The organism is Janthinobacterium sp. 344, assembly GCF_900112025.1.
GTDB lineage: Bacteria > Pseudomonadota > Gammaproteobacteria > Burkholderiales > Burkholderiaceae_D > Janthinobacterium.
In genome coordinates this window covers 1,073,598-1,100,317 of the sequence record NZ_FOKL01000001.1, presented here as the reverse complement: position 1 = coordinate 1,100,317, position 26,720 = coordinate 1,073,598, and the positions used below count along the sequence as shown (strand labels likewise).

General features: G+C 62.6%; 25 protein-coding genes. 17 read left to right on the top strand and 8 right to left on the bottom strand.

Annotated elements, in window-relative coordinates; genetic code table 11:
• Genes BM193_RS04940 through BM193_RS04930 form a run of 3 tightly spaced genes read left to right on the top strand, consistent with a single transcriptional unit; the run spans position 1 to position 2,745 of the window.
• Positions 1-1,218 carry an ABC transporter permease subunit gene (locus tag BM193_RS04940; protein ID WP_092795839.1) on the top strand — a complete coding sequence of 406 codons (1,218 nt, stop codon included), beginning with the start codon at positions 1-3 and terminating at the stop codon, positions 1,216-1,218.
• A gap of 19 nt (positions 1,219-1,237) precedes the next feature.
• On the top strand, positions 1,238-2,011 hold the full coding sequence (locus BM193_RS04935; RefSeq protein ID WP_092795837.1) for an ABC transporter ATP-binding protein: 774 nt from the start codon (positions 1,238-1,240) through the stop codon (positions 2,009-2,011).
• A gap of 11 nt (positions 2,012-2,022) precedes the next feature.
• Positions 2,023-2,745, top strand: a complete 723-nt coding sequence (locus BM193_RS04930) for an ABC transporter ATP-binding protein (RefSeq protein WP_092795835.1) — start codon at positions 2,023-2,025, stop codon at positions 2,743-2,745.
• 122 nt (positions 2,746-2,867) lie between these two features.
• Here BM193_RS04930 and BM193_RS04925 read toward each other — a convergent pair whose 3' ends face one another.
• Complete coding sequence (locus BM193_RS04925; RefSeq protein WP_092795833.1) at positions 2,868-3,434, bottom strand: phasin family protein; 567 nt, start codon at positions 3,432-3,434, stop codon at positions 2,868-2,870.
• A gap of 417 nt (positions 3,435-3,851) precedes the next feature.
• Here BM193_RS04925 and BM193_RS04920 point away from each other — a divergent pair, with 417 nt between their 5' ends.
• The 3 genes from BM193_RS04920 to pbpG all read left to right on the top strand — a co-directional run bounded on the left by BM193_RS04920 (position 3,852) and on the right by pbpG (position 6,698).
• Entirely contained in the window at positions 3,852-4,703 is an 852-nt protein-coding gene (locus BM193_RS04920) for a DMT family transporter (protein ID WP_254785888.1), read from the top strand.
• Positions 4,704-4,727: 24 nt separating this feature from the next.
• Positions 4,728-5,447: a nitroreductase gene (locus tag BM193_RS04915; RefSeq protein WP_092795829.1), complete on the top strand. Its 720-nt coding sequence runs from the start codon at positions 4,728-4,730 to the stop codon at positions 5,445-5,447.
• A gap of 177 nt (positions 5,448-5,624) precedes the next feature.
• Positions 5,625-6,698, top strand: coding sequence for a D-alanyl-D-alanine endopeptidase (pbpG, locus tag BM193_RS04910; RefSeq protein WP_092795827.1), 1,074 nt, complete (start codon positions 5,625-5,627; stop codon positions 6,696-6,698).
• Between the two features lie 68 nt (positions 6,699-6,766).
• Here pbpG and BM193_RS04905 read toward each other — a convergent pair whose 3' ends face one another.
• A complete protein-coding gene (locus tag BM193_RS04905) occupies positions 6,767-7,546 on the bottom strand; it encodes an IclR family transcriptional regulator (protein ID WP_092795825.1) in 780 nt (259 codons plus the stop codon).
• 153 nt (positions 7,547-7,699) lie between these two features.
• Between BM193_RS04905 and BM193_RS04900 the strand changes: the two genes are divergently transcribed.
• From BM193_RS04900 to BM193_RS04865, 8 genes are all read left to right on the top strand, one after another.
• Positions 7,700-8,083 carry a diacylglycerol kinase gene (locus tag BM193_RS04900; RefSeq protein WP_092795823.1) on the top strand — a complete coding sequence of 128 codons (384 nt, stop codon included), beginning with the start codon at positions 7,700-7,702 and terminating at the stop codon, positions 8,081-8,083.
• 118 nt (positions 8,084-8,201) lie between these two features.
• On the top strand, positions 8,202-9,206 hold the full coding sequence (locus tag BM193_RS04895; RefSeq protein ID WP_092795821.1) for a sulfate ABC transporter substrate-binding protein: 1,005 nt from the start codon (positions 8,202-8,204) through the stop codon (positions 9,204-9,206).
• A 63-nt stretch (positions 9,207-9,269) separates the two neighbouring features.
• Positions 9,270-9,836: an RBBP9/YdeN family alpha/beta hydrolase gene (locus BM193_RS04890; protein ID WP_092795819.1), complete on the top strand. Its 567-nt coding sequence runs from the start codon at positions 9,270-9,272 to the stop codon at positions 9,834-9,836.
• A 47-nt stretch (positions 9,837-9,883) separates the two neighbouring features.
• A complete protein-coding gene (locus BM193_RS04885; protein WP_092795817.1) occupies positions 9,884-10,522 on the top strand; it encodes a peroxiredoxin in 639 nt (212 codons plus the stop codon).
• Positions 10,523-10,784: 262 nt separating this feature from the next.
• Positions 10,785-11,648, top strand: a complete 864-nt coding sequence (gene cysT / locus BM193_RS04880) for a sulfate ABC transporter permease subunit CysT (protein ID WP_092795815.1) — start codon at positions 10,785-10,787, stop codon at positions 11,646-11,648.
• Positions 11,645-12,580, top strand: coding sequence for a sulfate ABC transporter permease subunit CysW (gene cysW, locus BM193_RS04875; protein WP_254785838.1), 936 nt, complete (start codon positions 11,645-11,647; stop codon positions 12,578-12,580). The genes cysT and cysW overlap by 4 nt, the downstream gene beginning before the upstream one ends.
• Positions 12,581-12,582: 2 nt before the next feature.
• Positions 12,583-13,653 carry a sulfate/molybdate ABC transporter ATP-binding protein gene (locus tag BM193_RS04870; RefSeq protein WP_092795813.1) on the top strand — a complete coding sequence of 357 codons (1,071 nt, stop codon included), beginning with the start codon at positions 12,583-12,585 and terminating at the stop codon, positions 13,651-13,653.
• Positions 13,654-13,800: 147 nt separating this feature from the next.
• Positions 13,801-14,733 (top strand): CysB family HTH-type transcriptional regulator, encoded by a 933-nt coding sequence (locus BM193_RS04865; RefSeq protein ID WP_092795811.1) that lies wholly within the window; start codon positions 13,801-13,803, stop codon positions 14,731-14,733.
• Here the strand turns inward: BM193_RS04865 and BM193_RS04860 are convergent.
• Positions 14,730-15,089, bottom strand: coding sequence for an MmcQ/YjbR family DNA-binding protein (locus BM193_RS04860; protein ID WP_092795810.1), 360 nt, complete (start codon positions 15,087-15,089; stop codon positions 14,730-14,732). The two genes, BM193_RS04865 and BM193_RS04860, sit on opposite strands and share 4 nt — an antisense overlap.
• Complete coding sequence (locus tag BM193_RS29035; RefSeq protein ID WP_092795808.1) at positions 15,086-15,697, bottom strand: immunity protein Imm33 domain-containing protein; 612 nt, start codon at positions 15,695-15,697, stop codon at positions 15,086-15,088. The genes BM193_RS04860 and BM193_RS29035 overlap by 4 nt, the downstream gene beginning before the upstream one ends.
• Before the next feature lie 112 nt (positions 15,698-15,809).
• On the opposite strand from BM193_RS29035, the gene BM193_RS04850 reads away from it, so the two are divergent.
• Positions 15,810-16,646, top strand: coding sequence for an aldo/keto reductase (locus BM193_RS04850; RefSeq protein WP_092795806.1), 837 nt, complete (start codon positions 15,810-15,812; stop codon positions 16,644-16,646).
• A 260-nt stretch (positions 16,647-16,906) separates the two neighbouring features.
• Positions 16,907-17,464: a PEP-CTERM sorting domain-containing protein gene (locus tag BM193_RS29030; RefSeq protein ID WP_254785836.1), complete on the top strand. Its 558-nt coding sequence runs from the start codon at positions 16,907-16,909 to the stop codon at positions 17,462-17,464.
• Positions 17,465-17,543: 79 nt separating this feature from the next.
• Here BM193_RS29030 and BM193_RS04840 read toward each other — a convergent pair whose 3' ends face one another.
• From BM193_RS04840 to BM193_RS04830, 3 genes are all read right to left on the bottom strand, one after another.
• Complete coding sequence (locus BM193_RS04840; protein WP_092795804.1) at positions 17,544-19,955, bottom strand: TonB-dependent receptor plug domain-containing protein; 2,412 nt, start codon at positions 19,953-19,955, stop codon at positions 17,544-17,546.
• 303 nt (positions 19,956-20,258) lie between these two features.
• Positions 20,259-21,305: an aldo/keto reductase gene (locus tag BM193_RS04835; protein ID WP_092797067.1), complete on the bottom strand. Its 1,047-nt coding sequence runs from the start codon at positions 21,303-21,305 to the stop codon at positions 20,259-20,261.
• Positions 21,305-22,354, bottom strand: a complete 1,050-nt coding sequence (locus BM193_RS04830; RefSeq protein WP_092795802.1) for a quinone-dependent dihydroorotate dehydrogenase — start codon at positions 22,352-22,354, stop codon at positions 21,305-21,307. Before BM193_RS04830 ends, BM193_RS04835 begins: the two co-directional genes overlap by 1 nt.
• Positions 22,355-22,547: 193 nt before the next feature.
• Here BM193_RS04830 and BM193_RS04825 point away from each other — a divergent pair, with 193 nt between their 5' ends.
• On the top strand, positions 22,548-25,859 hold the full coding sequence (locus BM193_RS04825; RefSeq protein ID WP_092795801.1) for a S41 family peptidase: 3,312 nt from the start codon (positions 22,548-22,550) through the stop codon (positions 25,857-25,859).
• 86 nt (positions 25,860-25,945) lie between these two features.
• Here the strand turns inward: BM193_RS04825 and BM193_RS04820 are convergent, their stop codons facing one another.
• The gene (locus BM193_RS04820) at positions 25,946-26,668 is read right to left on the bottom strand and encodes an arginyltransferase (protein ID WP_092832228.1); all 723 of its coding nucleotides are present in this window, start codon (positions 26,666-26,668) and stop codon (positions 25,946-25,948) included.
• Positions 26,669-26,720: the final 52 nt, after the last annotated feature.

The window sequence follows — 26,720 nt, the reverse complement described above, 5'->3', positions numbered from 1 at the left end:
ATGGCATTACTCGATTTCGACGCAAGAAAAAATCCCGCCAAGGCGTATGCCGGCATGCTGGGCCTGGCCGCGCTGCTGGTGATCTTCCCCTTCTTTGCCGCCCAGTTCGGCAACTCATGGGTGCGCATCATCGACATGGCCTTGCTGTACATCATGCTGGCCCTGGGGCTGAACATCGTCGTCGGCTTCGCCGGCCTGCTGGACCTGGGCTATATCGCCTTCTACGCCGTGGGCGCCTATCTGACGGCCTTGCTGGCGTCGCCGCAGTTCGCCATCCTGCTTGAATCGGTGGTGAACCAGTATCCCGTGCTGGGGGAAACCCTGGTGCAGCTGATGGGGCCGGAGATCCGCGAGAACGGCATCCATCTGTCGATCTGGCTCATCGTGCCGCTGGCCGCCTTCGTTGCCGGCCTGTTTGGCGCCCTGCTGGGGGCGCCGACCCTGAAGCTGCGCGGCGACTACCTGGCCATCGTGACCCTGGGCTTTGGCGAGATCATCCGCATCTTCATGAACAATCTGAATGATCCGATCAACTTCACGAATGGTCCGCAAGGCATCAATTTGATCGATCCGATCCGCATCTTCGGCGTCAACCTGGCGGGCGAGGCGGGCACCAACAGCACCGTCATGGTGGGGGGCTTTTCCATGCCATCCGTGAACGCCTATTACTTTTTGTTCCTCTTCCTGTGCATCGCTGTCGTGTTCGTCACCAAGCGCCTGCAGCATTCGCGCCTGGGCCGCGCCTGGGTTGCCATCCGCGAAGATGAGATCGCCGCGAAAGCCATGGGCATCAACACGCGCAACGTGAAATTGCTGGCCTTTTCCATGGGCGCCTCGTTCGGCGGCGTGGCGGGCGCCATGTTCGCCTCGTTCCAGGGCTTTGTCTCGCCGGAATCGTTTTCCTTGACGGAATCGATCGCCGTGCTGGCCATGGTGGTGCTGGGCGGCATCGGGCATATCCCCGGCGTGATCCTCGGCGGCGTGATCCTGGCCTCCATTCCCGAAGTGCTGCGCCATGTGGTGGAGCCGGCCCAGCAGGCGCTGTTCGGCCATGTGGTGATCGAGGCGGAAGTGCTGCGCCAGTTGCTGTACGGCCTGGCGATGGTATTGATCATGCTCAATCGACCGGCCGGCCTGTGGCCGGCGCCGAAGCACGAGGATCGCCCTGACCACGATGTCGACCAGCCCAACAAATCCACCGGCGTCGTGTCCGCCTAGCCTGAGGACGAGGAAGACCATGAGCGAACAGATCATTCTCAATATTGCCGGCGTGAATAAACGGTTCGGCGGCCTGCAGGCGCTCACCGACGTGGGCATCACCATCCGCCAGGGGCAGATTTACGGGCTGATCGGGCCGAACGGCGCCGGCAAGACCACCTTCTTCAACGTCATCACGGGCCTGTACCAGCCCGACACGGGCACGTTCGAGCTGGCCGGCAAGCCGTATTCGCCGTCCGCGCCGCACAAGGTGGCCAAGGCGGGCATCGCGCGCACCTTCCAGAACATCCGCCTGTTCGGCGACATGACGGCGCTGGAAAACGTCATGGTGGGACGCCACGTGCGCTCGCACCAGGGCGTGTTCGGCGCCATCTTCCGCCACAAGGCGGCGCGCGAGGAAGAGGCCTCGATCCGCCGGCGGGCCATGGAGCTGCTCGACTTCGTCGGCATCGCCCAGTTCGCCAGCCGCACGGCGCGCTTCCTGTCGTATGGCGACCAGCGGCGCCTGGAAATCGCCCGCGCCCTGGCCACCGACCCGACCCTGCTGGCCCTCGATGAACCGGCGGCCGGCATGAATGCCACGGAAAAGCTGGCCCTGCGCGAGTTGCTGGTGAAAATCAAGGCCGAAGGCAAGACCGTGCTGTTGATCGAGCACGACGTGAAACTGATGATGGGCTTGTGCGACCGCATCACGGTACTCGAATATGGCAAGCGCATCGCCGAAGGCTTGCCGGCCGAAATACAACAAAACCCGGCCGTCATCGAGGCTTACCTGGGGGGATCGCACGCATGAGTAACAATGGCTTGGGCAAGACTGTATTGAAAGTGGCGGGCCTGCACGTGGCCTACGGCGGCATCAAGGCCGTGAAAGGCATCGACCTGGAAGTCAACGAGGGCGAGCTGATCGCCCTCATCGGCGCGAATGGCGCCGGCAAGACGACGACGTTGAAAGCCATCACGGGCACCTTGCCCGCATGCAAGGTCGAAGGCACGATCAGCTACCTGGGCGAGTCGCTGAAGGGCACGAAATCGTTTCATCTGGTGGAAAAGAAACTGGCCATGGTGCCGGAAGGGCGGGGCGTGTTTACCCGCATGTCGATCCGCGAAAACCTCATGATGGGCGCCTACACGCGCACGGACAAGGCCGGTGTCGAGGATGATATCGCCAGGTGGTTCGAGGTGTTTCCGCGCCTGAAGGAGCGGGCGGCGCAGATGGCCGGCACCCTGTCGGGCGGCGAGCAGCAGATGCTGGCCATGGCGCGCGCGCTGATGTGCCACCCGAAGCTGCTGCTGCTCGATGAGCCATCGATGGGCCTGTCACCCATCATGGTCGAAAAGATCTTTGAAGTTATCCGCCGGGTCTCGTCCGAAGGCATCACCATCTTGCTGGTCGAACAGAATGCCCGTTTGGCCCTGCAGGCGGCGCACCGCGGCTATGTGATGGATTCCGGCCTGATGACCATGAGCGGCAACGCGGCCGCCATGCTGGACGACCCGCGCGTGAAGGCGGCGTATCTGGGCGAATAAAGCCAGCGCGCATAAAAAATGCCCCGGCTGGGCCGGGGCATAATGGCATCCGTGGGGAAGTGCGGGATGGATGCCTGGAGGAGCTGGTGAGACGGGAGCGCCGTGGCGCTCCTTGCTGGCAATTACTTGGCGGCAGCGCGCGGCACGACTTTTTCAGCCGCTTGCGTGAACTGGTTCACGGCCGATGCCAGGTTCGCTTCGATGGCTTCGACGGCTTGCTTGCTGGTTTTCGAGAATTGCTCGTAGCCGGCATTGGCGTTGCCGATGGCGCTTTTCAGGATGGCAACGGCGTTTTCCGAACCGGCTGGCGCGTTCTTGGTGACTTCTTCCACCAGCGAAATGACCTTGCGGTTCGTTTCGGCGATTTGCGACTCAGCCGCCTTGCTGAATTCAGCTTGGGTGCCGGACGCGATGGCAGCCAGATGACGGCCGTAGGCGATGGCCTTTTCGGCGCTAGGCTGGGCTTGAGCAGCGGTCAGCGAGAAAAATTCTTGTGGGTCTTTTGCCGACAGCAATTGCTTGGCGGCGGCGGTCGATTCTTCCAGCGTTGCCTTGGCAGCGGTCAGGTTCAGTTCGACGATCTTTTCGATGCCTTCGAAAGCCTTGCCCGTCAGCGACGAGAACAGGGCGAATTGGGCTTCCAGGTTGGCTTTGGTAGCGGACGAAAACTGCTCAGGAATTGAAAACATATAAATCTCCAAAAATATCGAAATCTGGTTAATTTGATGCTGCGTGTACCGGTTGGGGAAGCAGGTGAATCTAATTTTTTCAAGCTGAACAAGAATTGTGCAACGCAACAAACCCTATTCTACGGTGAAAAAAAACGAAGTCAAGCGAATCTTGTGCGATGCAACAATTGAATAGATTTGCATCAAAAGCCGTTGTTTCTAAAGAGAAATATTTGATTTCTGCCTGCTAATGGTTTAACTCTAAACTTTCATTTTCCCGCCTTTCGGGACGGGTGCGGCGCAGCATGCTAGACTTTGCCTCCCGCACTGGCGCAGCGCCCCGGTGCCGATCCCGATTCCCGAGTTGATACCATGTCCAATCTTCCCGCCGCGGCTGGCGCCAGCGGCAAAGCCACTTTTCTTGCTACCTTGACACCGATGGCCTTGCCCGCTTTTTTCGTGTTGTTATGGAGCACAGGTTTTATCGTGGCCAAGTTCGGCCTGCCGTATGCGCCGCCGCTGACCTTCCTGTTGCTGCGCTTCCTGGGCGTGCTGGTGATCCTGCTGCCGCTGGTGCTGTTGTTGCGCGCGCCGTGGCCCGTGGGGCAGTTCCGCCAGATCGCCGTGGCCGGCATCCTGATGCAGGCCGGCTACCTGGCCGGCGTCTGGTGCGCCATCAAGCTGGGCATGCCGGCGGGCTTGAGTGCCCTCATCGTCGGCATGCAGCCCGTGCTGACGGCCTGCGCCGCGCCGCTGATCGGCGAATCCGTGCGGCCGCGTCAGTGGCTGGGCCTGCTCTTTGGTTTGCTGGGCGTGGCCCTGGTGGTGTACGCGAAGATCAACCTGGTGGGCCTGACGGTGGAAAGCGTGCTGCTGTGCGTGTTTGCCCTGCTGTCGATGACGGCCGGCACCATGTATCAAAAACGCCACTGCCCGCAGTTTGACTTGCGCACCGGCACGGTGGTGCAGTTTGCCGCTTCCATCATCGTGGTCTTGCCGTTCGCCCTGTATTACGAAGGTCTGGACATGCATTTCAGCAATGTGCAATGGACGGCCAACTTCATCGGCGCCTTGCTGTGGTCGGTACTCGTGCTGTCCATCGGCGCCATCTTTCTGCTGTTTGCCCTGATCCGCCGTAGTGATGCCACGAAAGTGACGGGCTTGCTGTACCTGACGCCGCCCACGACGGCCGTGATGGCCTGGCTGATGTTTGGCGAAGCGTTTAATATGCTGGGCATCGCCGGCATGCTGGTGGCCGTGGTCGGCGTGGTGTTCGTGGTCAAAAAATAAAGCAACGTGCAGGAGAGCAGGGCAGTGAACAAGCAAGCATCTGAAACATCGTCGGCGCAGCAAGCCGTCGACGCGGCCATCGTGTCGCGCCGCTCGATCCGCGCCTTCTTGCCCACGCCGGTGGCGCAGGAAGACATCGCGCGCATCCTGGAAGTGGCGGCGCGCGCGCCTTCGGGCGCCAACATGCAGCCGTGGAAAGTGTATGTGCTGTCGGGCGCCGCGCGCCAGCGCCTGTCGCGCCGCATCCTGGATGCCTATGAAACGCCGAAGGCGCCCGATGCGCCCGCCCGCACGGCGTCGTATACCTATTACCCGCGCCAGTGGACGGCGCCGTTCATCGAGCGCCGCCGCAAGATCGGCCTGGACCTGTATCAGCTGCTGGGCCTGGAACGGGGCGACACGGCCGGCATGGCGGCCCAGCACGGGCGCAATTTCCAGTTTTTCGATGCGCCCGTCGGCCTGATCTTTACTATTGAACGGGTGCTGGAGCAGGGTTCCTGGCTCGACTACGGTATGTTCCTGCAAAACATCATGCTGGCCGCCCGCGCGCGCGGACTCGACACCTGCCCGCAGGCTGCCTTCATCCATTACCACGACATCATCCGTGACGAACTGGGCGTGCCTGCCAGCGAAATGGTAGTGTGTGGCATGGCGCTCGGTTATGCGGACCCGGCGAAGGTCGAGAACCGCTTGAGCACGGAACGCGAGCCGCTGGCCGGCTTTGTTAAATTCATTGCCACTTAGTAATTTATAGCGATATGCACAAGTAAACAGTGGATCAAGGATGAGTTCGTTTGCTCATCACCAACGATTTGTATTCCATTGCTGCAATAAATACTGTCCTAACTGTTAAATAGGCTTGCGATTACTCTGCATTTCGCTACACTGCAATAAGGCAACAGCTTCACGGGGAATTATCGAATGGCTAAGTTTAAACTTGCGCTGGGTGTCCTGGCTTCCCTGCTGTTTGTGCTGGCGCCGGCTGCGGCCGTGCACGCCAAGGAAGCGAACGGCAAATCCTCAGCCGCCAAGAAACACACTACCAAGAAAGTCAAAGTCGTGCTGCGCAAGGGCGCGACGGCCGCGCCACGTGAAAAGACCGTGCGCCGCGTCGTCATGGTGCGCGGCAAGCGCAAGGTCATCTACCAGAAAGTCAGCAGCGTGGCCGTGCCCATGGCCGCGCCGATGCCCACCATGGGCGACCTGGCGGGCCTGAACCTGACGCGCGATCCGCTCGACCTCAAGTCGAGCGTGGCGCTGGTGCTGGACCAGGCCAACGCCGAAGTGCTGTTTGAAAAGAATTCCAATGTGGCCCTGCCCATCGCCTCCATCACCAAGATGATGACGGGCCTGGTGGTGGTCGAAGCGCGCCAGGATATGGACGAAGTGCTGACGATCACGGACGACGACGTCGACCGCGCCAAGTTCAGCAGTTCACGCCTGAAGGTGGGCTCGCAGCTGACGCGCGGCAACATGCTGCACATCGCCCTGATGAGTTCGGAAAACCGCGCCGCCTCGGCCCTGGGACGCAATTATCCGGGCGGCTTGCCGGCCTTTGTCGACGCCATGAACAGCAAGGCGCGCCAGCTGGGCATGATGGATACGCATTACGTCGATTCCAGCGGCCTGTCGAAAATGAACGTGGCCAGCGCGCGCGACCTGGGCAAGCTGGCCATGGCCGCCTTCCAGCAGCCGCTGCTGCGCCAGTACTCGACGGACCCGAAAGCCATCGTCGAAGCCAGCGGCCAGCCCATGCAGTTCGGCAATACGAATCACCTGGTGGCCAATCCCGGCTGGGAAATCGGCTTGCAAAAGACGGGCTTCATCAATGAGGCGGGACGCTGCTTGATGATGCAGGCCGTCATCGAAGGGCGTGCCGTGATCATGGTCTTCCTCGATTCCAAGGGAAAACAGTCGCGCACGGCCGATGCGGGGCGCATGCGCAAGTGGCTGGAGGCACTCAAACCCGCCAACATGAGCCTGCCCGGCGGTTGATCAAGTTTTAATGCGCATGTCCATGGCGGCGTCGACTGGGGTCCGACCCGCCGGGTCTGACCCCAGCTTTAGTCCTGTGGAATAAAACCCAGCGTGACGGAAATCTGGTTCGCCGTCTCCACCAGGTCGACCAGCCACTCATCCTGCAGGCGGTCGGCCGGGGCCGAGATCGACAGTCCCGCGATCAGCTTGCCCGAATCGTCGCGGATGCCGGCGGCCATGCAGCGCACGCCCAGTTCCAGCTCTTCGTTGTCGCGCGCATAGCCGCGTTCGCGCACCAGGCTCAGTTCGCGCTCGAGCTTTAGCAGATCCGTGATGGAATTCTTGTTGTGTCCGGCCAAGCCCGTGCGTGTCGCGTAGGCGCGGATGGCTTTTGGCTCGTCGACGGAGAGGAATAATTTACCTGTCGACGTCAGGTGCAGCGGACCGCGCCCGCCGATGGCGCGCACCACCTGCATGCCCGAACGCTCGGAAAAGGCGCGGTCGATATACACGATCTCGTCGCCCTGGCGCACGGACAGGTTGATGGTTTGCTGGGTTTTCTTGTGCAGCTGGCGCATGAAGTCCAGCGCAGCTTCGCGCACGCTGAGGCGGCTTTTCACCACATTGCCCAGTTCCAGCAGGCGCATGCCCAGCCGGTAGGTGCCCGGTTCGATGCGGTCCACAAAGCGCGTCAGCACCATGTCGTTGAGGATGCGGTGCGCCGTCGACGGGTGCAGGCCGGAGACCTTGGACAATTCCTTCAGGCTGACGGGGTCAGAATATTTCGCTAGAGCATCGAGCAGGGCGACCATGCGTTCGATCACCTGGATCGTTGTCTTCGGGGCTGCGACCGGTTCAATTTTCATGATGGATTTGGTGCAATGCAGTATTCATCCTTCTTTATACCATGATGTGAAAAAATAGTGAAATGTTCCGAGATATTCAGCTTATAAATTGTCACAATTCTATGCCTGCCGTCATAATGCCACTACTGCACCCGTGCGATATCCTGGAAAACCATGCAACCTGTAAATGAATTCAAGAGCAAGAGCGGCCTGAAGCGCATTGTCGCCGCGTTTTTCTACTCGCTCGACGGCTTGAAGGCGGCCTGGCGCCATGAACATGCGTTCCGCCAGGAACTGGGCCTGTTCGTCGTCGGCACGCTGGTCGCCTTGCTGCTGCGTATTTCCGCGTTTGAAAAACTGGTGCTGATCGGCGTGCTGCTGCTCGTGCTGATCGTCGAATTGATCAATTCCGCGCTGGAAGCCGTCGTCGACCGCATCTCGCTGGAGCGCCATCCGCTATCGAAGAATGCCAAGGACTTCGGCAGCGCCGCCGTGCTGCTGACGTGCATCCTGGCCTTCGCCACCTGGTCCGTGGTGCTGTTCAACCGCTTTTATTGATCGTCTTGCGTCCTCCATATGCGAAAAATGTATATCAAACGGTGAAACGCTTCGTTCTCTTTACGGCCGTGGCGCCGTAATCTGGTGGCTCTGAAAGTTCAACCACCGGGGATCTTAGATGCTGTCGAAAAAAATCATCATTGCCGCCGCCATCAGCGCGTTTGCCGTCCTGCAAACGGCGCAAGCTGCCGATATCACCCTGCTCAACGTGTCGTATGACCCGACGCGCGAGCTGTACCAGGATGTGAATACGGCGTTTGCCAAGGAATGGAAAGGCAAGACGGGCGACAACGTCAAGATCAAGCAATCGCACGGCGGTTCCGGCAAGCAGGCGCGTGCCGTCATCGACGGCCTGGAAGCGGACGTGGTCACGCTGGCCCTGGCCTATGACATCGACGCCCTGGCCGAGCACAAGCTGCTGGCCGGCGACTGGCAAAAGCGCCTGACGCACAACAGCTCGCCCTACACTTCGACCATCGTGTTCCTGGTGCGCAAGGGCAACCCGAAGGGCATCAAGGACTGGAACGACCTGATCAAGCCGGGCGTGTCCGTCATTACGCCGAACCCGAAAACCTCGGGCGGCGCCCGCTGGAACCATCTGGCGGCCTGGGGCTACGCGCTGCGCCAGCCGGGCGGCAGCGAAGCGAAGGCCAAGGATTTCCTCGGCAAACTGTATAAGAACGTGCCCGTGCTCGATTCCGGCGCGCGCGGCGCCACCACCACCTTCGTCGAGCGCGGCATCGGCGACGTGCTGATCGCCTGGGAAAATGAAGCCTACCTGGCCGTCAAGGAACTGGGTCCGACCAAGTTCGACATCATCACGCCGTCCGTCAGCATCCTGGCCGAGCCGCCCGTCGCCGTCGTCGACAAGTTTGCCGACAAGCATGGCACGCGCAAGGTGGCCGAGGCTTACCTGAACTACCTGTACACGGATGAAGCGCAAGACATCATCGCCAAGAACTACTACCGTCCGGCAACGGACAAGGCGGCGAAGAAATACGCGTCGCAGTTCGCCAAGGTCAACCTGTTCACCATCGAGCAAGTGGCCGGCGGCTGGACGGCCGCACAGAAGGCGCACTTTGCCGACGGTGGCATCTTCGACCAGATTTACCAGCCAAAGTAAGTGTTGGTCAGCTCGACCGGCAAGCGGCAGCGCTTGCCGTAATCCATCGCTCAAGGACCCATCATGGCGCTGCGCAGCTTTTCCGATTACCGGGTACTGATCGTGCCGGGCTTGCATAACAGCGGCCCCGAGCATTGGCAGAGCCGCTGGCAGCGCCTGTATCCGCAGTTCGAGCGTGTGGAACAGGACGATTGGTCGACGCCGGACCTGGCCACCTGGTCGGCGCGCCTGGACCGGGTGCGGCGGCAGGATGCGCGGCCCACTCTGATCGTCGCCCACAGTTTCGGCTGCCTGACGACGGCGCACAGCCTGGCCCGCGATCCGCATGGCGTGGCGGGCGTGCTGCTGGTGGGGCCGGCCGATCCGGACAAGTTTGGCGTGGCGAAGGCATTGCCGCAAAAGCGGCTGCCTTGCCCCGGCATCCTCATCGCCAGCCAGACGGATCCCTGGATGACGGCCGAGCATGCCACGCAGTGGGCGCGGCGCTGGAATTGCAAATACATCGATGGCGGCGAGCTGGGGCACATCAACGCGGAGTCCAACCTGGGCGACTGGATTTATGGGCAGGCCCAATTACAGACGCTGTTTGATCTGGCGCAAGGAGAGCGCCGCCACCGCCAGGCGGCTTGATACACTACACTGCAATATGTTCCATCACCACATTTGAGGAGATCACGATGACCTTACGCCTGGGCGATGTCGCCCCCGATTTTGAACAAGACAGCTCCATCGGCACGCTCAAGTTCCACGAGTGGGCTGGTGATTCCTGGGTCGTGCTGTTTTCCCACCCGGCCGACTTTACGCCCGTGTGCACGACGGAACTGGGCCTGACGGCCAAGCTCAAGCCCGAATTCGACAAGCGCAACGTGAAAGCCATCGCCCTGTCCGTCGATGCGGCCGAGTCGCACAAGAGCTGGATCAAGGATATCGAAGAGACGCAAAACACGGTGGTGGGCTTCCCCATCATCGCCGACGTCGACAAGAAGGTGTCGGTACTGTACGACATGATCCACCCTGAACAGTCCGTCACGGCCACCGTGCGCTCCGTCTTCATCATCGACCCGAACAAGAAAATCCGCCTGATCCTCACGTATCCGCTGAGCACGGGCCGCAACTTCAATGAAATCCTGCGCGTCATTGACGCCTTGCAACTGACGGATGGCTACACGGTCGCCACGCCCGGCAACTGGAAAGACGGCGACGACGTCATCATTCCCTTGACCGTGCAAGACCCGGACGTGATCAAGCAGAAATATCCGAAGGGCTTTACGGCAGCGAAGCCGTATCTTCGTTTGACACCGCAGCCGAACAAGTAAGAGCGGGGTCAGTCGCTGATATACCCCAGAAGCAAGGTCTGGGGTCGGACCCTTAGGGTCCGACCCCGGTATTTCGTTGGGGTTTTTCAAGTGGCACCTAAAAAACGCACCTCGCCGGTGCGTTTTTTTTTCGCCTGCAGATTCTGCCGGCAAGTATGCAAAATCCATCTAAGCAAATGAGAAATGGTTAGTTCTTTTTATAACGAATGCATGTGAATATTGCAGCCTATAACTCAAAAATGTAATAAGAAGGAGTTTTTCTATGTCTGCAGTATCAGCAGCACCGGTCAAGGCGCGCGGGGCGCCGTTTCGGGTCATGCCGGGATTTAAGCTGTCACTGGGCTTCACGCTCTTTTACCTGGCCTTGATCGTTCTCATTCCGCTGTCGTCGGTGTTCCTGAAAACCTTCACCATGACATGGGACGCCTTCTTCCACGCCGTCACGTCCGAGCGCGTGATGGCCTCGTACCGCCTGACGTTCGGCGCCTCGCTGATCGCCGCCCTGCTGAACGTGGTGTTCGGCGGCATCCTGGCCTGGGTGCTCGTGCGCTACAAGTTCCCGGGCAAGCGCATCATCGACGCGCTGGTCGACTTGCCGTTCGCCTTGCCGACGGCCGTGGCCGGCATCACCCTGACGGCCCTGTACTCGTCGAACGGCTGGTTCGGCCAGTTCATCGAAGGCGTGCTGGGCATCAAGGTGGCGTTCACGCCGCTGGGCGTGGTGGTGGCGCTGACCTTCATCGGCTTGCCCTTCGTCGTGCGCACCGTGCAACCGGTGCTGGAAGACGCGGAAAAGGAGCTGGAAGAGGCGGCCGCCAGCCTGGGCGCCAATTCGCTGCAAACGTTTATCCGCGTCATCTTCCCCACCATCCTGCCGTCACTGCTGACGGGCTTTGCGCTGGCCTTCGCCCGCGCCACGGGCGAGTACGGTTCCGTGATCTTTATCGCCGGCAACATGCCGATGGTGTCCGAAATCACGCCGCTGTTCATTATTACCAAGCTGGAGCAATACGATTACGCGGGCGCCACGGCCATTGCCGTGGTGATGCTGGTGGTCTCCTTTTTGCTGCTGTTGACGATTAACCTGCTGCAAGCATGGACGCGCGGAAAGGCGAAGAAATCATGAGTACGAATATCCGTCCCGCCTCTGCCGTGGCCAGCGTGGAAGACGCGCTGCCGACAGCGCGCCGCATCGAACCGAATATCGGCCCCGTCGTGCTGGAACCCTTGTGGGTGCGCACGGTCCTGATCACCATCGCGCTGCTGTTTTTGACGGCGTTCCTCATCGTGCCCCTGGTGGCCGTGTTCGCGGAAGCGTTCAAGAAGGGCTGGGAAGCGTATATCGCCGCCATCATCGATCCGGACGCGATTTCCGCCATTAAATTGACCCTGATCACGGCCGCCATCGCCGTGCCGCTGAACCTGGTCTTTGGCGTGGCCGCTTCCTGGTGCATCGCCAAGTTCGACTTCCGCGGCAAGAGCATCCTGCTGACCCTGATCGACTTGCCGTTTTCCGTCTCGCCCGTGATTTCCGGCCTGATCTATGTGCTGATGTTCGGCGCCCAGGGCTGGTTCGGCCCATGGCTGCAGGCGCACGACATCAAGATCCTGTTTGCCGTGCCCGGCATCGTGCTGGCCACCATTTTCATCACCTTCCCCTTCGTGGCGCGCGAACTGATCCCGCTGATGCAGTCGCAGGGCAGCGAAGAGGAAGAGGCCGCCATCGTGCTGGGCGCCTCGGGCTGGAATACTTTCCGCAGAGTCACCTTGCCGAACATCAAGTGGGGCTTGCTGTATGGCGTGATCCTGTGTAATGCCCGCGCCATGGGCGAGTTCGGCGCCGTGTCCGTCGTGTCCGGCCATATTCGCGGCGAAACCAACACCATGCCGCTGCAGGTGGAGATTCTGTACAACGAGTACAACTTCGCCGCCGCGTTTGCCGTCGCCTCGCTGCTGGCCCTGCTGGCCCTGGTGACCCTGGCCCTGAAAGCCTTTATTGAGTGGCGTTTGAACGAGAGCGACGCCGACGATTCCGCCTTACGTTCCACGGAGCACTGATCATGACCATCGCAGTTAAAAACATCCACAAGCGCTTCGGCGATTTCGTCGCCCTCGACAATATCTCGCTGGACTTTCCCGCCGGCGAATTGACGGCCCTGCTGGGCCCGTCCGGTTGCGGCAAGACCACCTTGCTGCGCATCATCGCCGGCCTGGAACACCCGGACAGCGGCCAGGTGCTGCTGGACGCGGAAGACGCGTCGAACCGCCACGTGCGCGAGCGGCAAGTCGGCTTCGTGTTCCAGCATTACGCCCTGTTCAAGCACATGACGGTATTTGAAAACGTGGCCTTCGGCCTGCGCGTGAAGTCGCGCAGCGAGCGCCCGTCGGAAGAGCAGATCCGCCGTAAGGTCAAAGATTTGCTGGAACTGGTGCAGCTGGACTGGCTGGCCGACCGCTATCCGCCGCAATTGTCCGGTGGCCAACGCCAGCGCATCGCCCTGGCCCGCGCCCTGGCCGTGGAGCCGCGCGTGCTGCTGCTCGACGAGCCGTTCGGCGCGCTCGATGCCAAGGTGCGCAAGGAATTGCGCCGCTGGCTGCGCCGCCTGCACGACGACTTGCACGTGACCAGTATTTTCGTCACGCATGACCAGGAAGAGGCGCTGGAAGTGGCGGACCAGGTGGTGCTGATGAACAAGGGCACCGTCGAGCAACTCGGTTCCCCGGAGCAAGTCTACAACCACCCGGCCTCGCCCTTCGTGTATGGCTTCCTGGGCAACGTCAACCTGTTCCATGGCCGCGTGCATGACGGCGTGATGGCCACCGGCGACGCCAGCTTCGAGGTGCCCGATTATGCGGGCGTGAGCGACAGCAAGGGCACGGCCTATGTGCGTCCGCACGACCTGGAAATCGACCGCTACACGCAGGGCGCGGAAGGCATCGTCGTCAAGTTGAGCCGCGCCCATGCGATCGGCCCGCTGGCCCAGCTGGACTTGCAGCGCGTCGATAACAGCGAACTGATCGAAGCGGTGATGTCGAACGAGCGTTTCAGCCATCTGCAGCTGAAGGAGGGCGAGACATTAGTTGTCCGTCCGAAACGCCTGCACGTATTCGTCGAACCGACAGCAAGATAACACCTGGCCAAACCTGCTGCGCGTCGCGCTTGGCGGCCTGCGATGCTCACCGTACTTGAGTACGGTTGCGCTTCTTAGCCACAAATCACTGCCGCTCGCTACGGTTTTTGTCAGGTGTCGCAAAGTTAACTCACATACTGGAACACCATGAACTTTCAACAACTGCGTTCGATCCGCGAAGCGGCCCGCCGCGGCTATAACCTGACGGAGGTGGCCAACGCCCTGTTCACGTCGCAGCCGGGCGTGAGCCGGCAGATCCGCGAACTCGAGGACGAGCTGGGCGTGGTCATTTTCGAGCGCAACGGCAAGCGCCTGACGGGCTTGACGGAGCCGGGCAAGGGCATCCTGAAAATCGTCGACCGCCTCTTGATCGAGGCGGAAAACCTGCAGCAGGCCAGCCTCGAATACAGCGGCCAGACCAGCGGCACCCTGTCCGTGGCGGCCACGCACACGCAGGCGCGCTATGCCTTGCCGAAAGTGGTGCAAAGCTTCCGCGCCGCCTTTCCCGACGTGCGCATCGCGCTGCAGCAGAGCGCCCCCGAGCACATCGCCGAATGGGTATTGTCCGGCAAGACCGACATCGGCATCGCCACGGAAGGCCTGAGCCAGTTCCCCGACCTCGTATCGTTCCCGTGCTACCGCTGGAGCCATTTGATCGTCGTGCCGGACGGCCACCCGCTGCTCGAACACTCGCCGATCCGCCTGGAAGACCTGGCCAAGTATCCCTTGATTACCTACGACAAGGGTTTTACGGGACGGGGCCATATCGACGATGCGTTCGCCAAGGCGGGCGTGGCCACCGACATCATCCTCACGGCCATGGATTCGGACGTCATCAAGCAATACGTGGCGCTGGGCCTGGGCGTGGGCATCGTCGCTTCGATGGCCTTCGACCATGGCCGCGACAAGGGCTTGCGGGCGGTGGAGGCGTCGCACCTGTTCGCCACCAACACGACGCGCCTGGCCGTGCGCCGCGGCGCCTACCTGCGTGCGTACGCCTACGAATTCATTTTGCAACTGGCGCCGGATTTGACGCGCGAAGACATCGACCGCGCCATGGCGGGCGAAGAGTCGCTCTAATCTGGCGCGAGCGCGGCCCGCTGCGCCCGCGTCAGGCTGGCCACGGCGCGCGCATGGCTGTCCTGCACCAGTTCCGCCAGGTAGGCGGCGGGAAAGCGCGCCACCTCGACGATGGTGATCCAGTGAAAACGGCCCATGTAGCGGGCCGGTTTGACGCCGGGCATGTCCGTCAGTTCGATGAAACGCTCGGCGCTGGCGCGCAGGCTGAAGCGCCACTGCTCGGGCGTGCTGGTTTTAAAGTAGGCAAATTTCTTGCCGGCCACTTCATATACGAGGATGTTCGACGGCGGGCCGTACGGCACGGCTTGCGCGCCGGGCAGGGCCGCACAGAAATCCTTCAGTTCATCGACGGTCATTCCTGGACCGCCACAAAGCGCTGCGTGTTCCTGTCGAAGGCAAACGCGGCACCGGCGGGGGCGTCCAGCAGCGCAATGAAACGGTCATCGACGCCGAGCACGGCGCCCAGCGACACGAGGGCCACATTGGCGCTGTCGTTCATGTAGTCGTCGCTCTCGTCGTTGGCCGTGAAGCGCCAGCCGCTGTCACCCTCGTTGTCCGGTTCCTCGCGGTACAGATAGCCGACGGGCGCGCCATCTTCCAGCACTTTTTTCGTCACGAAGCACAGGCCCGCGTAGCGGTTGACGAGGTTGTCGTCATCGTCGTGCTGCGTATTGATGATGTGGCGCGCCGCAAAGGCGATGGGGTCCTTGGCGTGCAAATCGGCGATGTAGCCGGGCATGTTGTCGAGCTTGCCCGTGAAATGGCCGCCGGCGTCCACCGTCTCCACCAGCACCCACATGCGCTCGGCGCCCGGCGCTTGCGGATCGTCGCTGTGGAAGGCGAAGATCAGCTTGACCACCTCGCCGGGGCGCACCTGGGCGATGGCTTCAGGCGGTGATTTATAGAACGTATAAGGGTGGCGCGCCGCCAGTTCGGCGGCGTCGGCCAGGTGCCAGCTGGGCATGGTGGTCCGTGGTCAAGAAGAGGAAGGCCCATGGTAGCCGATTGCACGCCTGAAAGCACGCCGCGCGCGCAGCCGCTATGATGGTCATTCTCCCTCTCACACAAGGACAGGCATGACGGACGCAACGATTCCCCATTTGACGCTCAACGATGGCCGGCGCATCGCGCAGATCGGCTTTGGCACCTGGCCGCTCGACGATGCCCAGGCCGAGACAGCCGTGCAGGCGGCGCTGGCCTGCGGCTACCGCCTGATCGACACGGCGGCCCGCTATGGCAATGAAACGGGCGTGGGCCGCGGCATCGCCGCCAGCGGCTTGCCGCGCGCCGAGGTGGCGATCACCAGCAAGCTGCGCGGCAGCGAACACGGTTTCGACAGCACCTTGCGCGCCTTCGACGCCACCCTGGCCGCGCTGGGCACGGATTACCTCGACCTGTACCTGATCCACTGGCCGCTGCCCATGCGCGATTTATATGTGGACACGTGGCGCGCCTTCGTGCGCCTGCGCGGGGAAGGGCGCATCCGCTCGATCGGCGTGTCGAATTTCCAGCCCGCGCAGATCGAACGCCTGCGGGCGGAGACGGGTGTGTTGCCGGCCGTCAACCAGATCGAGCTGCACCCGGACTTTACGCAGGCCCCGCTGCGCGCCTGGCATGCGCAGCAGGGCATCGTCATCGAGTCGTGGAGCCCGCTGGGGCGCGGCGCCCTGCTGCAGGATGCCACGGTGGCGCGGCTGGCCCGCAAGCATGGCCGTTCGGCCGCGCAAATCCTGCTGCGCTGGCACGTGCAGCATGGCCTCGTGGCGATCCCGAAATCGCAGGACCCGGCACGCATGCGGCAAAACCTGGATGTCTTCGATTTTTCCCTCGACGGCGAAGACCTGGCGGCGCTGGCGCTGCTCGATGGCGAACACCGGCAGGGCGGCGATCCCGACACCAACCTCGAGTTGTAGTCGCGGCAGGATGAGCCTGTGTGATTTTGCAACAGGCGTGGGGCTGGCCTGCGCGCCTGGCTGCGCGGGCCATGGTCACGCGCCCCTGTGATAGCCAGCCCGGACGATAAACGGCTGGGTTCGATTGAAAATGCCAATGGTAAAAGATGTTTCTTTAATTGCATTTTAATTTCCTCGATGATATCTTTTGTCCTGTCGCAAAGAAATAACAAAAAATATAATATAGTTACTTTATTGAAATAGTATCCAAGGGGAAATATATGAATAAGACGAAACATGCGGTAGTCGGCCTGTGCCTCGGCGTGTCGGCTTGCCTGGCGCCGCTGGCCCAGGCGGCCAGCTGGGTGGAGATCAGCAATCCTGCCAAGGGCGGCTTCACGGTGGGCGGCAACAGCGTCACCTACGGTCCTGTCGCGGCATCCAGCGTCTGGGTGTATGACGGCGCCAATCCGCCCGGCGCGCAAAGCGCGGCCGCCATCACGACCCTGCTCAATACGCAGTTTGGCCTGCCATCGAGCGGCACCGGGTCCCTCGTGTTTGCCTCGCAGGGCGACCTGGCCAGTGCCAAGTCCGGTTCCTTTACCATCAATTCCAGTTTCGACTACCTGGCCATCCATTACGGCCGCGGCGAATTGCTGTTCCACTGGGACAGCCCGGTGGCCGCGAATACGGTGTTCACTTTCAGCAATCTGCCTCGCGGCATCAGCAACTTCCGTGCTTTCAACTCGGTGTCGGCCGTGCCGGAACCGGCGACCTACGGCATGCTGCTGATGGGCCTGGGCTTGCTGGGCGTCATGGCGCGCCGCCGCCGCGGCTGAAGCGGCGCCGCTGGTGTGAAAAAAAAGCCCGGAGGCGCATCGCGTCCCCGGGCTTTTTGCATGGCAGGCGGCTTGCCGCTTACCAGCTGTAGCCGGCCTTGGCGTAGTAGTAGCGGCCGTTGAAGCCGTTCGGCGCGAAGATGCTGTACGGCTGGGTGCCGTTGACGTTCAGGTTGCCCGCGCTCGTCACTTGCGCCGGGTAGCGGTTGGTGACGTTGTCGATGCCGGCCACCAGGCGCCAGTTCTTGCCCAGCTTCACGGAGCCGGACAGGTCCAGCACCCACTGCGGATCATACGTCTGGTCCAGCTTGACGTCGTTCTGCGGCACCGTGAAGCTGCCATAGCGCGTCACCACGCCATGCGCATTCCAGATGCCGAAGCCGTAGTCGGCGGCCAGGCTGAACTTGTCCTTCGGCGACGCCACCGTGATGCGGTCGATGCTCTGGCGGTCGATCAGTTTCAGGTTGTTGTCCGTCAGGATGGCCGGATTGTCGGCGATTTTCCGTACCGTGCTCTTGTTGTGGTTGTAGGCCACGGTGAGGTCCAGGCGATCCTTCTCTTGCAGGTCGATGCGGTAGGTGCTGACGATGTCCACGCCTTGCGTGCGCGTGTCGACGGCGTTGGTGAAGTAGCGCGCCGCGCCCACGGGCGTGCCTTGCGCCGCCAGCTGGGACTTGAGCTTGTCGTTCAATGCCAGGTTGGCCGAGAACAGGATGCGGTTGTCGATGTCGATGCGGTAGGCGTCGATGCTGGTGGTGAAGTTGCGGCTCGGCTGGAACTGCAGGCCCAGGCTGTAGTTGCGGGCCTTTTCCGGCTTCAGGTCCTGTGCGCCGAGGGCGCGCGCCTGCGGCGTGTTGACGGCGAAGGTGCCCGTCTCGATGGCCGTATTGTTGCCGTTGATGACCTGGAAGTTGGTGGTGGTGATGGTGTAGTACTGCTGCGCCAGCGATGGCGCGCGGAAGCCGCTCGACACGGTGCCGCGCAGGGACAGGGCGTCCGTGAATGCGTAACGGGCCGAACCCTTGGCCGAGGTGGTGCTGCCGAAATCGCTGTAGCGCTCATGGCGCAGGGCCACGCCACCGGACAGGTTTTTCGTCGCTTCCGCTTCCAGGTTCACATAGATCGATTCGTTGTGGCGCGAATGGCTGCCGGCGTTGGCGGGACGGAAGCCGGCAAAGCCTTGCGAGCCGCCACCCGTGTACGACGCTTCATCGCCGGCGCCGATGCTGTACTTTTCATGCCGCGCTTCGGCGCCGACGGCCACCGTCAGCGGGCCGGAAAAGAACGCGACGGGGAATTCGCGCGCCGCATCGAGGTTGAACACCGTTTGTTCGTTTTTCAGCGAGCCGGCATAGAAATGCGTGGGGCTGTTCGCGCCCAGCGACTGGTTGATCGTGTTGTCCAGGTCCAGCTCGAACTTGTTGCTGCCGTAGTTCAGGCTGGCATCCCAGCGCCAGCCGGCCGCTTCGCCGCGCAAGCCCGTGACGATGGACTGGTCCGTCAGCGTGCTGTTTTGCAGCGGCAGGAAGCCTTCCGGGAAGATCGGCGTGCGCTGCGAGTAGGCTTTGGTGACGGAATCCTGGATCAGCGCCGTGCGCCAGGTGGCGGCGGCCGACGTGTCGCGCTTGCCATAGTTGCCGAAGGCATACCAGTCGATATTGTCGTTGATGCGGTATTCGCTGTTGAGGAAAATCGTCGCCGGCTTGCTTTCCGGATCGCCGTAGCGCTGGTTGACCTTGCCGTAGCGTGGTTCCAGCGGATTGCGGAAGTCGGCGCCGGCGCGGTTGGTCGGGTCGCGTTCGGCCACTTCGGCCGACACGCGCACCCAGCCATCGTCGCCCAGCTTGAAGCCGGCCGACCCCTTGATGCTCTTTTGCTTGCCGTCGCGTTCCTGCGTCTGGCCATAGCCCACTTCGACGTCGCCGCCGGCCGCGCCTTTTTTCAGGATGATGTTGATCACGCCGGCGATCGCGTCGGAGCCGTACTGGGCCGCGGCGCCATCGCGCAGCACTTCCACGTGGTCGATGGCGGCCAGGGGAATGGCGTTCAGGTCGACGGGCGCCGAGCCGCGGCCCAGCGAGCCGTTGACGTTGACGACGGCCGACGTGTAGCGGCGCTTGCCGTTCACCAGCACCAGGGTCTGGTCGGGCGACAGGCCGCGCAGCTGGGCCGGACGCACGGCGTCGCTGGCGTCGGCGCCCGTGGCGCGGGCAAAATTGAGCGATGGCAGCAGGCGCGCCAGCACGGTGGCCAGTTCGCCCGAACCCGTGCTTTGCAGGTCGCGCGAGGTGAGGATGTCGATCGGTGATTCGGAATCGATGGTGCGGCGGTTCTTGGCGAAGGTGCCGGTGACGACCACCGACTGCAATTCGCCTTCGGCCGGCAATTCCTGCTGCGCTTGCGCCTGCATCGGCAGGCTGAAGCAGGCCACCAGGCTGGCGGCGATCACGGTTTTTACGGGAAGCTGGGAGCGGGCGGTGCTTGAACTCATCGACAATATCTCTTCGGTTAGTGGATGCGCGGACCAAGGCGGTCCGGTGATGACATCAGAGTAACAGTGGGCCTGGAGCGTGCTTACGAATAGTTGTGTCTATCGATATGCAATAAATGTCTGAACCACGGCCAAATGGCGCGAGTAGCGCATATGGCCTCGTCTCCAGCATACGACCGGGCATGGCGAGGCGGCAATGCTGCACAGCAGTAAATGGCGGGCTGTTGCATAAATACGACTATCTGCGCTGAGACTGGGTAGTCTGGCCGCGTGCCGCAGCACGCCGCCAGACGCTGCGGCAGCTTATTGCCCCGGATTGGGGGCTTTGGCGTGGATGGCGTCGACGGCCGCCACCAGTTCCGGCGACAAGGTGAGGTGATGCGCGTCGATATTTTGCTGCAGCTGCGCCACGCTGGTGGCGCCGATGATGGTGGAGGCCACGAACCAGCGCGAGTAGCACCACGCCAGCGCCAGTTGCGCCGGCGTCAAGCCGTGCGCGCGCGCCAATGCCGCGTACTGCCGCGCCGCCTCGACGGTGGCGGGGCGCACGTAGCGGGGACTCCAGCCGGCGGGGAAGATCGTCAAGCGGCCCTTGGCCTGCGGGTCGTCGAGGTACTTCGCCGTCAGCTGGCCGAAGGCCAGCGGACTGTAGGCCAGCAAGCCCACGTTCTCGCGGTGGCAGGTCTCGTCGAGCAGGCTGGTCTCGAAATGGCGCGCCGTCAGGTTATACAGGTTCTGGATGCTGGCGATGCGCGGCAGCCCTTTTATTTCAGCCTGCTTGACGAACTCGCACACGCCCCACGACGATTCGTTCGATACGCCGATGTGGCCGATCTTGCCTTCGTCAACCAGCTTGCCCAGCACGGCCAGGGTGTCCTCGATGGCCACCGACGCGTGTTCCTTGCGCGGGTTGTACACGCTGGCGCCAAAGATGGGCAGGTTGCGGCTGGGCCAGTGCAATTGATACAGGTCGATGTGCTCCGTCTGCAGCCGGCGCAGGCTGCCCTCGACGGCGGCGCGGATATTCACCGCGTCGTGGTCCGTCTTGCCGTTGCGGATCCAGTGCATGCGCGAGTTCGGCCCCGCCACCTTGCTGGCCAGCACGATATCGCCGCGCCGGCCGCTTTTCTTCAGCCAGCTGCCGATATGGCGCTCGGTGCTGCCCTGCGTCTGCGCGCTGGCCATCACGGGATACATTTCCGCCGTGTCGATGAAATTGATGCCCCGTTCCAGCGCGTAATCGAGCTGGCTGTGCGCTTCGGCTTCGCTGTTCTGCTCGCCGAAGGTCATGGTGCCCAGGCAAATGGTGCTCACTTCCAGGCTGCTGGCGCCCAGCTTGACCTTGGCGATCATTTTGCCTGCTTGCCGCGCAGCGCGCGCGCGCAATCCTTGATCAGCGCGGGACCGGCATAAATCAGGCCGCTGTACAGCTGCACCAGCTGCGCGCCCGCCTCGAACTTGGCCACGGCATCCTTGCCCTGCATGATGCCGCCCACGCCGATGATGGGCAGGGCGTCGCCCAGCTCCGCCTTCAGCAGGCGGATGACATTGTTCGACAGCTCGAACACGGGCGCGCCCGACAGCCCGCCCGCTTCGGCGCCGTGCGGCATGCCTTCGACGGCGCTGCGCGACAGGGTCGTGTTGGTGGCGATGACGCCGTCGATCTGGTGGCGCGTGAGCGACTCGGCGATGCTTTTCACCTGCTCGCCATCCATGTCCGGCGCGATCTTCAGGGCCAGCGGCACGTAGCGCTTGTGCTTGTCGGCCAGGCGCGCCTGGGCATCCTTCAATTGCGACAGCAGGGCGTCGAGCTCGGACGCACCCTGCAGCTGGCGCAAATTCTTCGTGTTCGGCGACGAGATGTTCACCGTTACATAGCTGGCGTAGGGGTAGACTTTTTCCAGGCACAGCAGGTAGTCGTCGGCCGCCCGCTCGATCGGCGTGTCGGCGTTCTTGCCGATGTTCAGGCCCAGCACGCCGGCGCGGTTCTGGTAGAACTTCGACGCCTGCACATTGGCGACAAAGGCGTCCACGCCGCCATTGTTAAAGCCCATGCGGTTGATGATGCCCTGCGCCTGCGGCAGGCGGAACATGCGCGGTTGCGGATTGCCCGCCTGCGCGCGCGGCGTGACGGTGCCCACTTCGATCGAGCCGAAACCCAGGTCGGCCAGCGCGTCGATGTACGCGCCATCCTTGTCCAGGCCGGCGGCCAGGCCGACGGGATTCGGGAAGGTAATGCCCATCACCGTGCGCGGGTCAGCGGCAGGCTTGCCGGACAGCTTGGTCAGGCCCAGCGCGCTGGCGCGTTTCAGAGCCGGCAGGGTGAAATGGTGGGCCGCTTCGGCATCCATCGAGAACAGCAGCGGGCGGGCGAGGGAGTACAGGAATTTTTCAGACATGGGGCGCTTTGAGTAGGTGTGCGGGCCACTTGGAATAGCTGGTGGCCGGCGATGTAATTGCCGGTATTTTACCGTGTTCCACGCGGGCTCCGGTGTATAGTTGTCATTGGCCTCAAGCAACATTGCGGCCGCCTTGTATCCCACGTCGACCGTTGACATCCTCTGCTTCCTTACATCATAAGTGAGACATCGATTGAAAAAGACACGCATCCTGACCGCCATCGCGGCCGCCAGCGCACTGCTGCTGAGCCATCCCGCCCTGGCCCTGCCCAATACCCAGGACACCCGCATGCTGAGCGAACCGGCCGTCTCCAGCCGGCACATCGCCTTCATCTATGCGGGCGATCTGTGGCTGTCGAACCTGGACGGCGGCGGCGCGCGGCGCCTGACGTCGGACCTGGGCGAGAAGTCCAATCCCGTGTTTTCTCCCGATGGCAGCCTGATCGCGTATAGCGCGAATATCGATGGCAATGTCGACGTGTACGTGATCGCGGCGGCGGGCGGCGTGCCGCGCCGCCTGACCTTCCACCCGGGCGCCGACCTGGCGCAGGCGTTTGCGCCCGATGGCCAGTCCGTGATGTTCACCTCGCCCCGCGCCGCCTTCAACAACCGCTTCCAGAAGCTGTTTACGGTGCCCGTGGCGGGCGGCGTGGAAACCCAGCTGGAGATTCCCAACGCATCGCGCGCCGCCTATTCGCCCGATGGCAAGCGCATCGCCTACAACCCGCTGATGCCCGCCTTCAAGCAGTGGAAGCGCTACCGGGGCGGCACCCATTCCTGGCTGTGGCTCTTCTCGTCGAGCGACAAGTCGATCGAGAAAATCCCCCAGCCGACCACGCGCTCGAACGACGTCGACCCCATGTGGCTGGGCGACACCGTGTACTTCCGTTCCGACCGCAACGGCGAATTCAACCTGTTCGCCTACGACATCAAGACGAAAGCCGTGCGCCAGCTGACGCGGCACACGGATTTCCCCGTGCTCAACGCGTCGGCGGCGAATGGCACCATCGTCTACGAACAGGCCGGCTACCTGCACTCGTTCGACATCGCCAGCGGCCAGGCGCACAAGCTGGCCATCGGCGTGGCCAGCGACCTGGGACAGACGCGCCCGCGCTGGGTCAAGAATGCGAAATACATCCGCGACGCCTCGATCTCGCCGTCGGGCGCCAGGGTCGCCTTCGAGTACCGGGGCGAGATCGTCACCATCCCCGCCGACAAGGGCGACGTGCGCAACCTGACGCAGACGCCGGGCGCCAACGAGCGCTCGCCCAACTGGTCGCCCGATGGCCGCTCCGTCGCGTATTTCTCGGACGAGTCGGGCGAGTACGAGCTGCATGTGCGCTCCCAGGACGGCAAGGGCGCGGTGCGCAAGTTCAAGCTCAATGGCAGCGGCTTCTATGACAATGCCGTCTGGTCGCCCGACAGCAAAAAGATCGCCTACGCCGACAATGGCTGGAGCATGTACGTGATCGATGTCGGCTCGGGCAAGGTGCAAAAAATCGCCACGGAGCCGATGTATGGCGTCGACAAGAGCATGCGCGCCTCGTGGGCGCCCGATTCGCGCTGGCTGGCCTACACGCTCAATTCGCCTACCTACACGCGCAGCGCCTACATCTATTCCGTCGAGCAGAACAAGTCGATGCCCGTCACCGATGGCCTGTCCGACGTGGCCCTGCCCGTGTTCGACAAGAGCGGCAAGTACCTGTACTTTTTCGCCTCGACGAATGCGGGCCCCAGCAACAACTGGTTCTCGCAGCAGAACGAAGACAACCTGGTGACGCGCACCGTGTGGATGGCCGTGCTGCGGCGCGACCTGCCATCGCCCCTGATCAAGGAAAGCGACGAGGAAAAGGCCGCCGGCGGGGAGAGCAGGAAAGACACGGCCAAGGCGGAAACGGAAGCGAAGAGCGAGCCGAAGATCGATCCGAAGACGGGCCGCGACGACCCGAAAGTCACGGTGGCTCCCGTGGCGCCCATCCACATCGATTTCGACGGCATCGCCACGCGCATCGTCGACCTGCCGCTGCCGGCCGCGCAGTTCTCCCGGCTGGAGGCGGGCGCTGCGGGGCAGATCTTCCTGCTGCGCGAAAGCGACGGCAAGAAGGCCGTGCAGCGCTTCGACCTGAAGGAGCGCAAGGCGGAAACCGTGGTGGCGGAAGCGGACGATTTCGACATCTCGGCCGACGGCAAGAAGCTGCTGTACCGCCACAAGGACAACTGGGCCATGGGGTCCGCCACGGGCAAATTGCTGGCGCCCGGCGAAGGCAAGATCAAGGTCGACGCCATCGAGGTGAAGGCCGATCCGCGCGCCGAGTGGACGCAGATTTTCAACGAGGTGTGGCGCATCAACCGCGACTATTTCTATGATCCGGGCATGCATGGCGTGGACTGGAAGGCCATGCGCGACAAGTACGCCGTCTTCCTGCCCGAGCTGTCCAGCCGCGCGGACCTGAACCGCCTGATCCAGTGGATGTGCAGCGAGCTGGCCGTGGGCCACCATCGCGGCGGCGGCGGCGACGATTTCATCGATGCCAAGAAGGTGCCGGGGGGACTCCTGGGCGCCGATTACGAGGTCAGTGACGGCCATTACCGCTTCAAGAAGGTGTATGGCGGCTTGAACTGGAATCCGACCCTGCGCGCGCCGCTGACGGAGCCGGGCCTGAACGTCAAGGCGGGCGAATACCTGCTGGCCGTCGACAGCCGCCCGCTGGCGCCGCCGACGAATATCTACAGCGCCTTCGAGAACACGGCCGGCAAGGCCATCGACCTGACCGTGGGGCCGTCGGCCGACGGCAAGGGCGCGCGCACCATCACCGTGGTGCCCGTGCCGACGGAAGATGCCTTGCGCAACCGCGACTGGATCGAAGGGAACATGCGCAAGGTGAATGCGGCCACGGGCGGCAAGGTGGCGTACGTGTACGTGCCGAATACGGCGGGGCTGGGCCACACCTACTTCAAGCGCTACTTCTTCCCGCAGGCGGACAAGCAGGCCATCATCGTCGACGAGCGTTTCAATGGCGGCGGCAGCGTGGCCGATTACTACATCGAGATCCTGCAGAAGAAGGAAATCGCCTGGTGGACCATGCGCTATGGCGCGGACATGAAGACGCCGTCGGCCTCGATCCAGGGACCGCGCGCCATGCTGATCGACGAGACGGCCGGCTCGGGCGGCGACCTGCTGCCGTGGATGTTCCGCAAAAATAACATGGGCCCGCTGATCGGCAAGGCGACGTGGGGCGGCCTGGTGGGCATCCTCGGCTTCCCCGTGCTGATGGATGGCGGCACGATCACGGCGCCGAACCTGGCGTTCTGGACCCGCGAAAATGGCTGGGGCGTGGAAAACGAAGGCGTGGCGCCCGATATCGAAGTCGAGCAAACGCCGGCCGACATCATCGCCGGCCGCGATCCGCAGCTGGAAAAGGCGATCGAGGTGATCCAGGCCGAACTGGCGAAGAACCCGCCCGTGCGGCCGACGCGTCCGGCGTTTCCGGACAAGAGCAAATAAAAACGGCAACCCTATGGCAAAGACGGGGGTCGGACCCTCAGGGTCCGACCCCGGCATTTCGCCGTTGGGTTAAATGTTTGAGTGCCTTACAGGATCACCCACTGCCCCTTGATCCGCGCTTCCAGCGGCTTGAAGTTGATTTTATAGGCCATCTTCGGGCTCTGTTCGATCCAGTAGCCCAGGTAGATGTAGGGCAGGCCCAGTTCCTGCGCCTGGGCGATTTGCCACAGCACGTTGTAGGTGCCGTACGAGGCGCCCGGCACGTCCGGATCAAAAAACGTGTAGACGGACGACAGGCCATCGGCCAGCACGTCGATGATGCTGACCATGCGCAGCGTGCCGTCCGGATCGCGGAATTCCACCAGGCGCGTGTTGACCCGGCTTTGCAGCAGGAACTGCGCGTACTGGTCGCGGCTGTCCTGGTCCATGCCGCCGCCCGCGTGGCGCGTGCTCTGGTAGCGCAGATACAGTTCGTAGTGCTCGTCGAGGAAAGACAGGGTGGCCACGCCCGCCTGCAGGCTGGCGTGCCGGCTCCAGGCGCGGCGCTGGTTGCGGTTCGGCGTGAATTCGCCCGTCACCACGCGCACGGGGATGCAGGCCTGGCAGCCATCGCAATACGGGCGGTAGGTAAAGATGCCGCTGCGGCGAAAACCGTTGCGCACCAGTTCCGAATACACGTCGCTGTTGATCAGGTGCGAAGGCGTGGCCACCTGCGAGCGGGCCTGGCGGTCGTCCAGGTAGCTGCACGGGTAGGGTGCCGTCGTGTAGAACTGCAGGGTGGCAAACGGTAGTTCGTTCAGGTGCGTCATGCTGATCCTGTCTGGTCTGTCCGCGGCAATGGAAGCGTGCCTGGAGCTATCA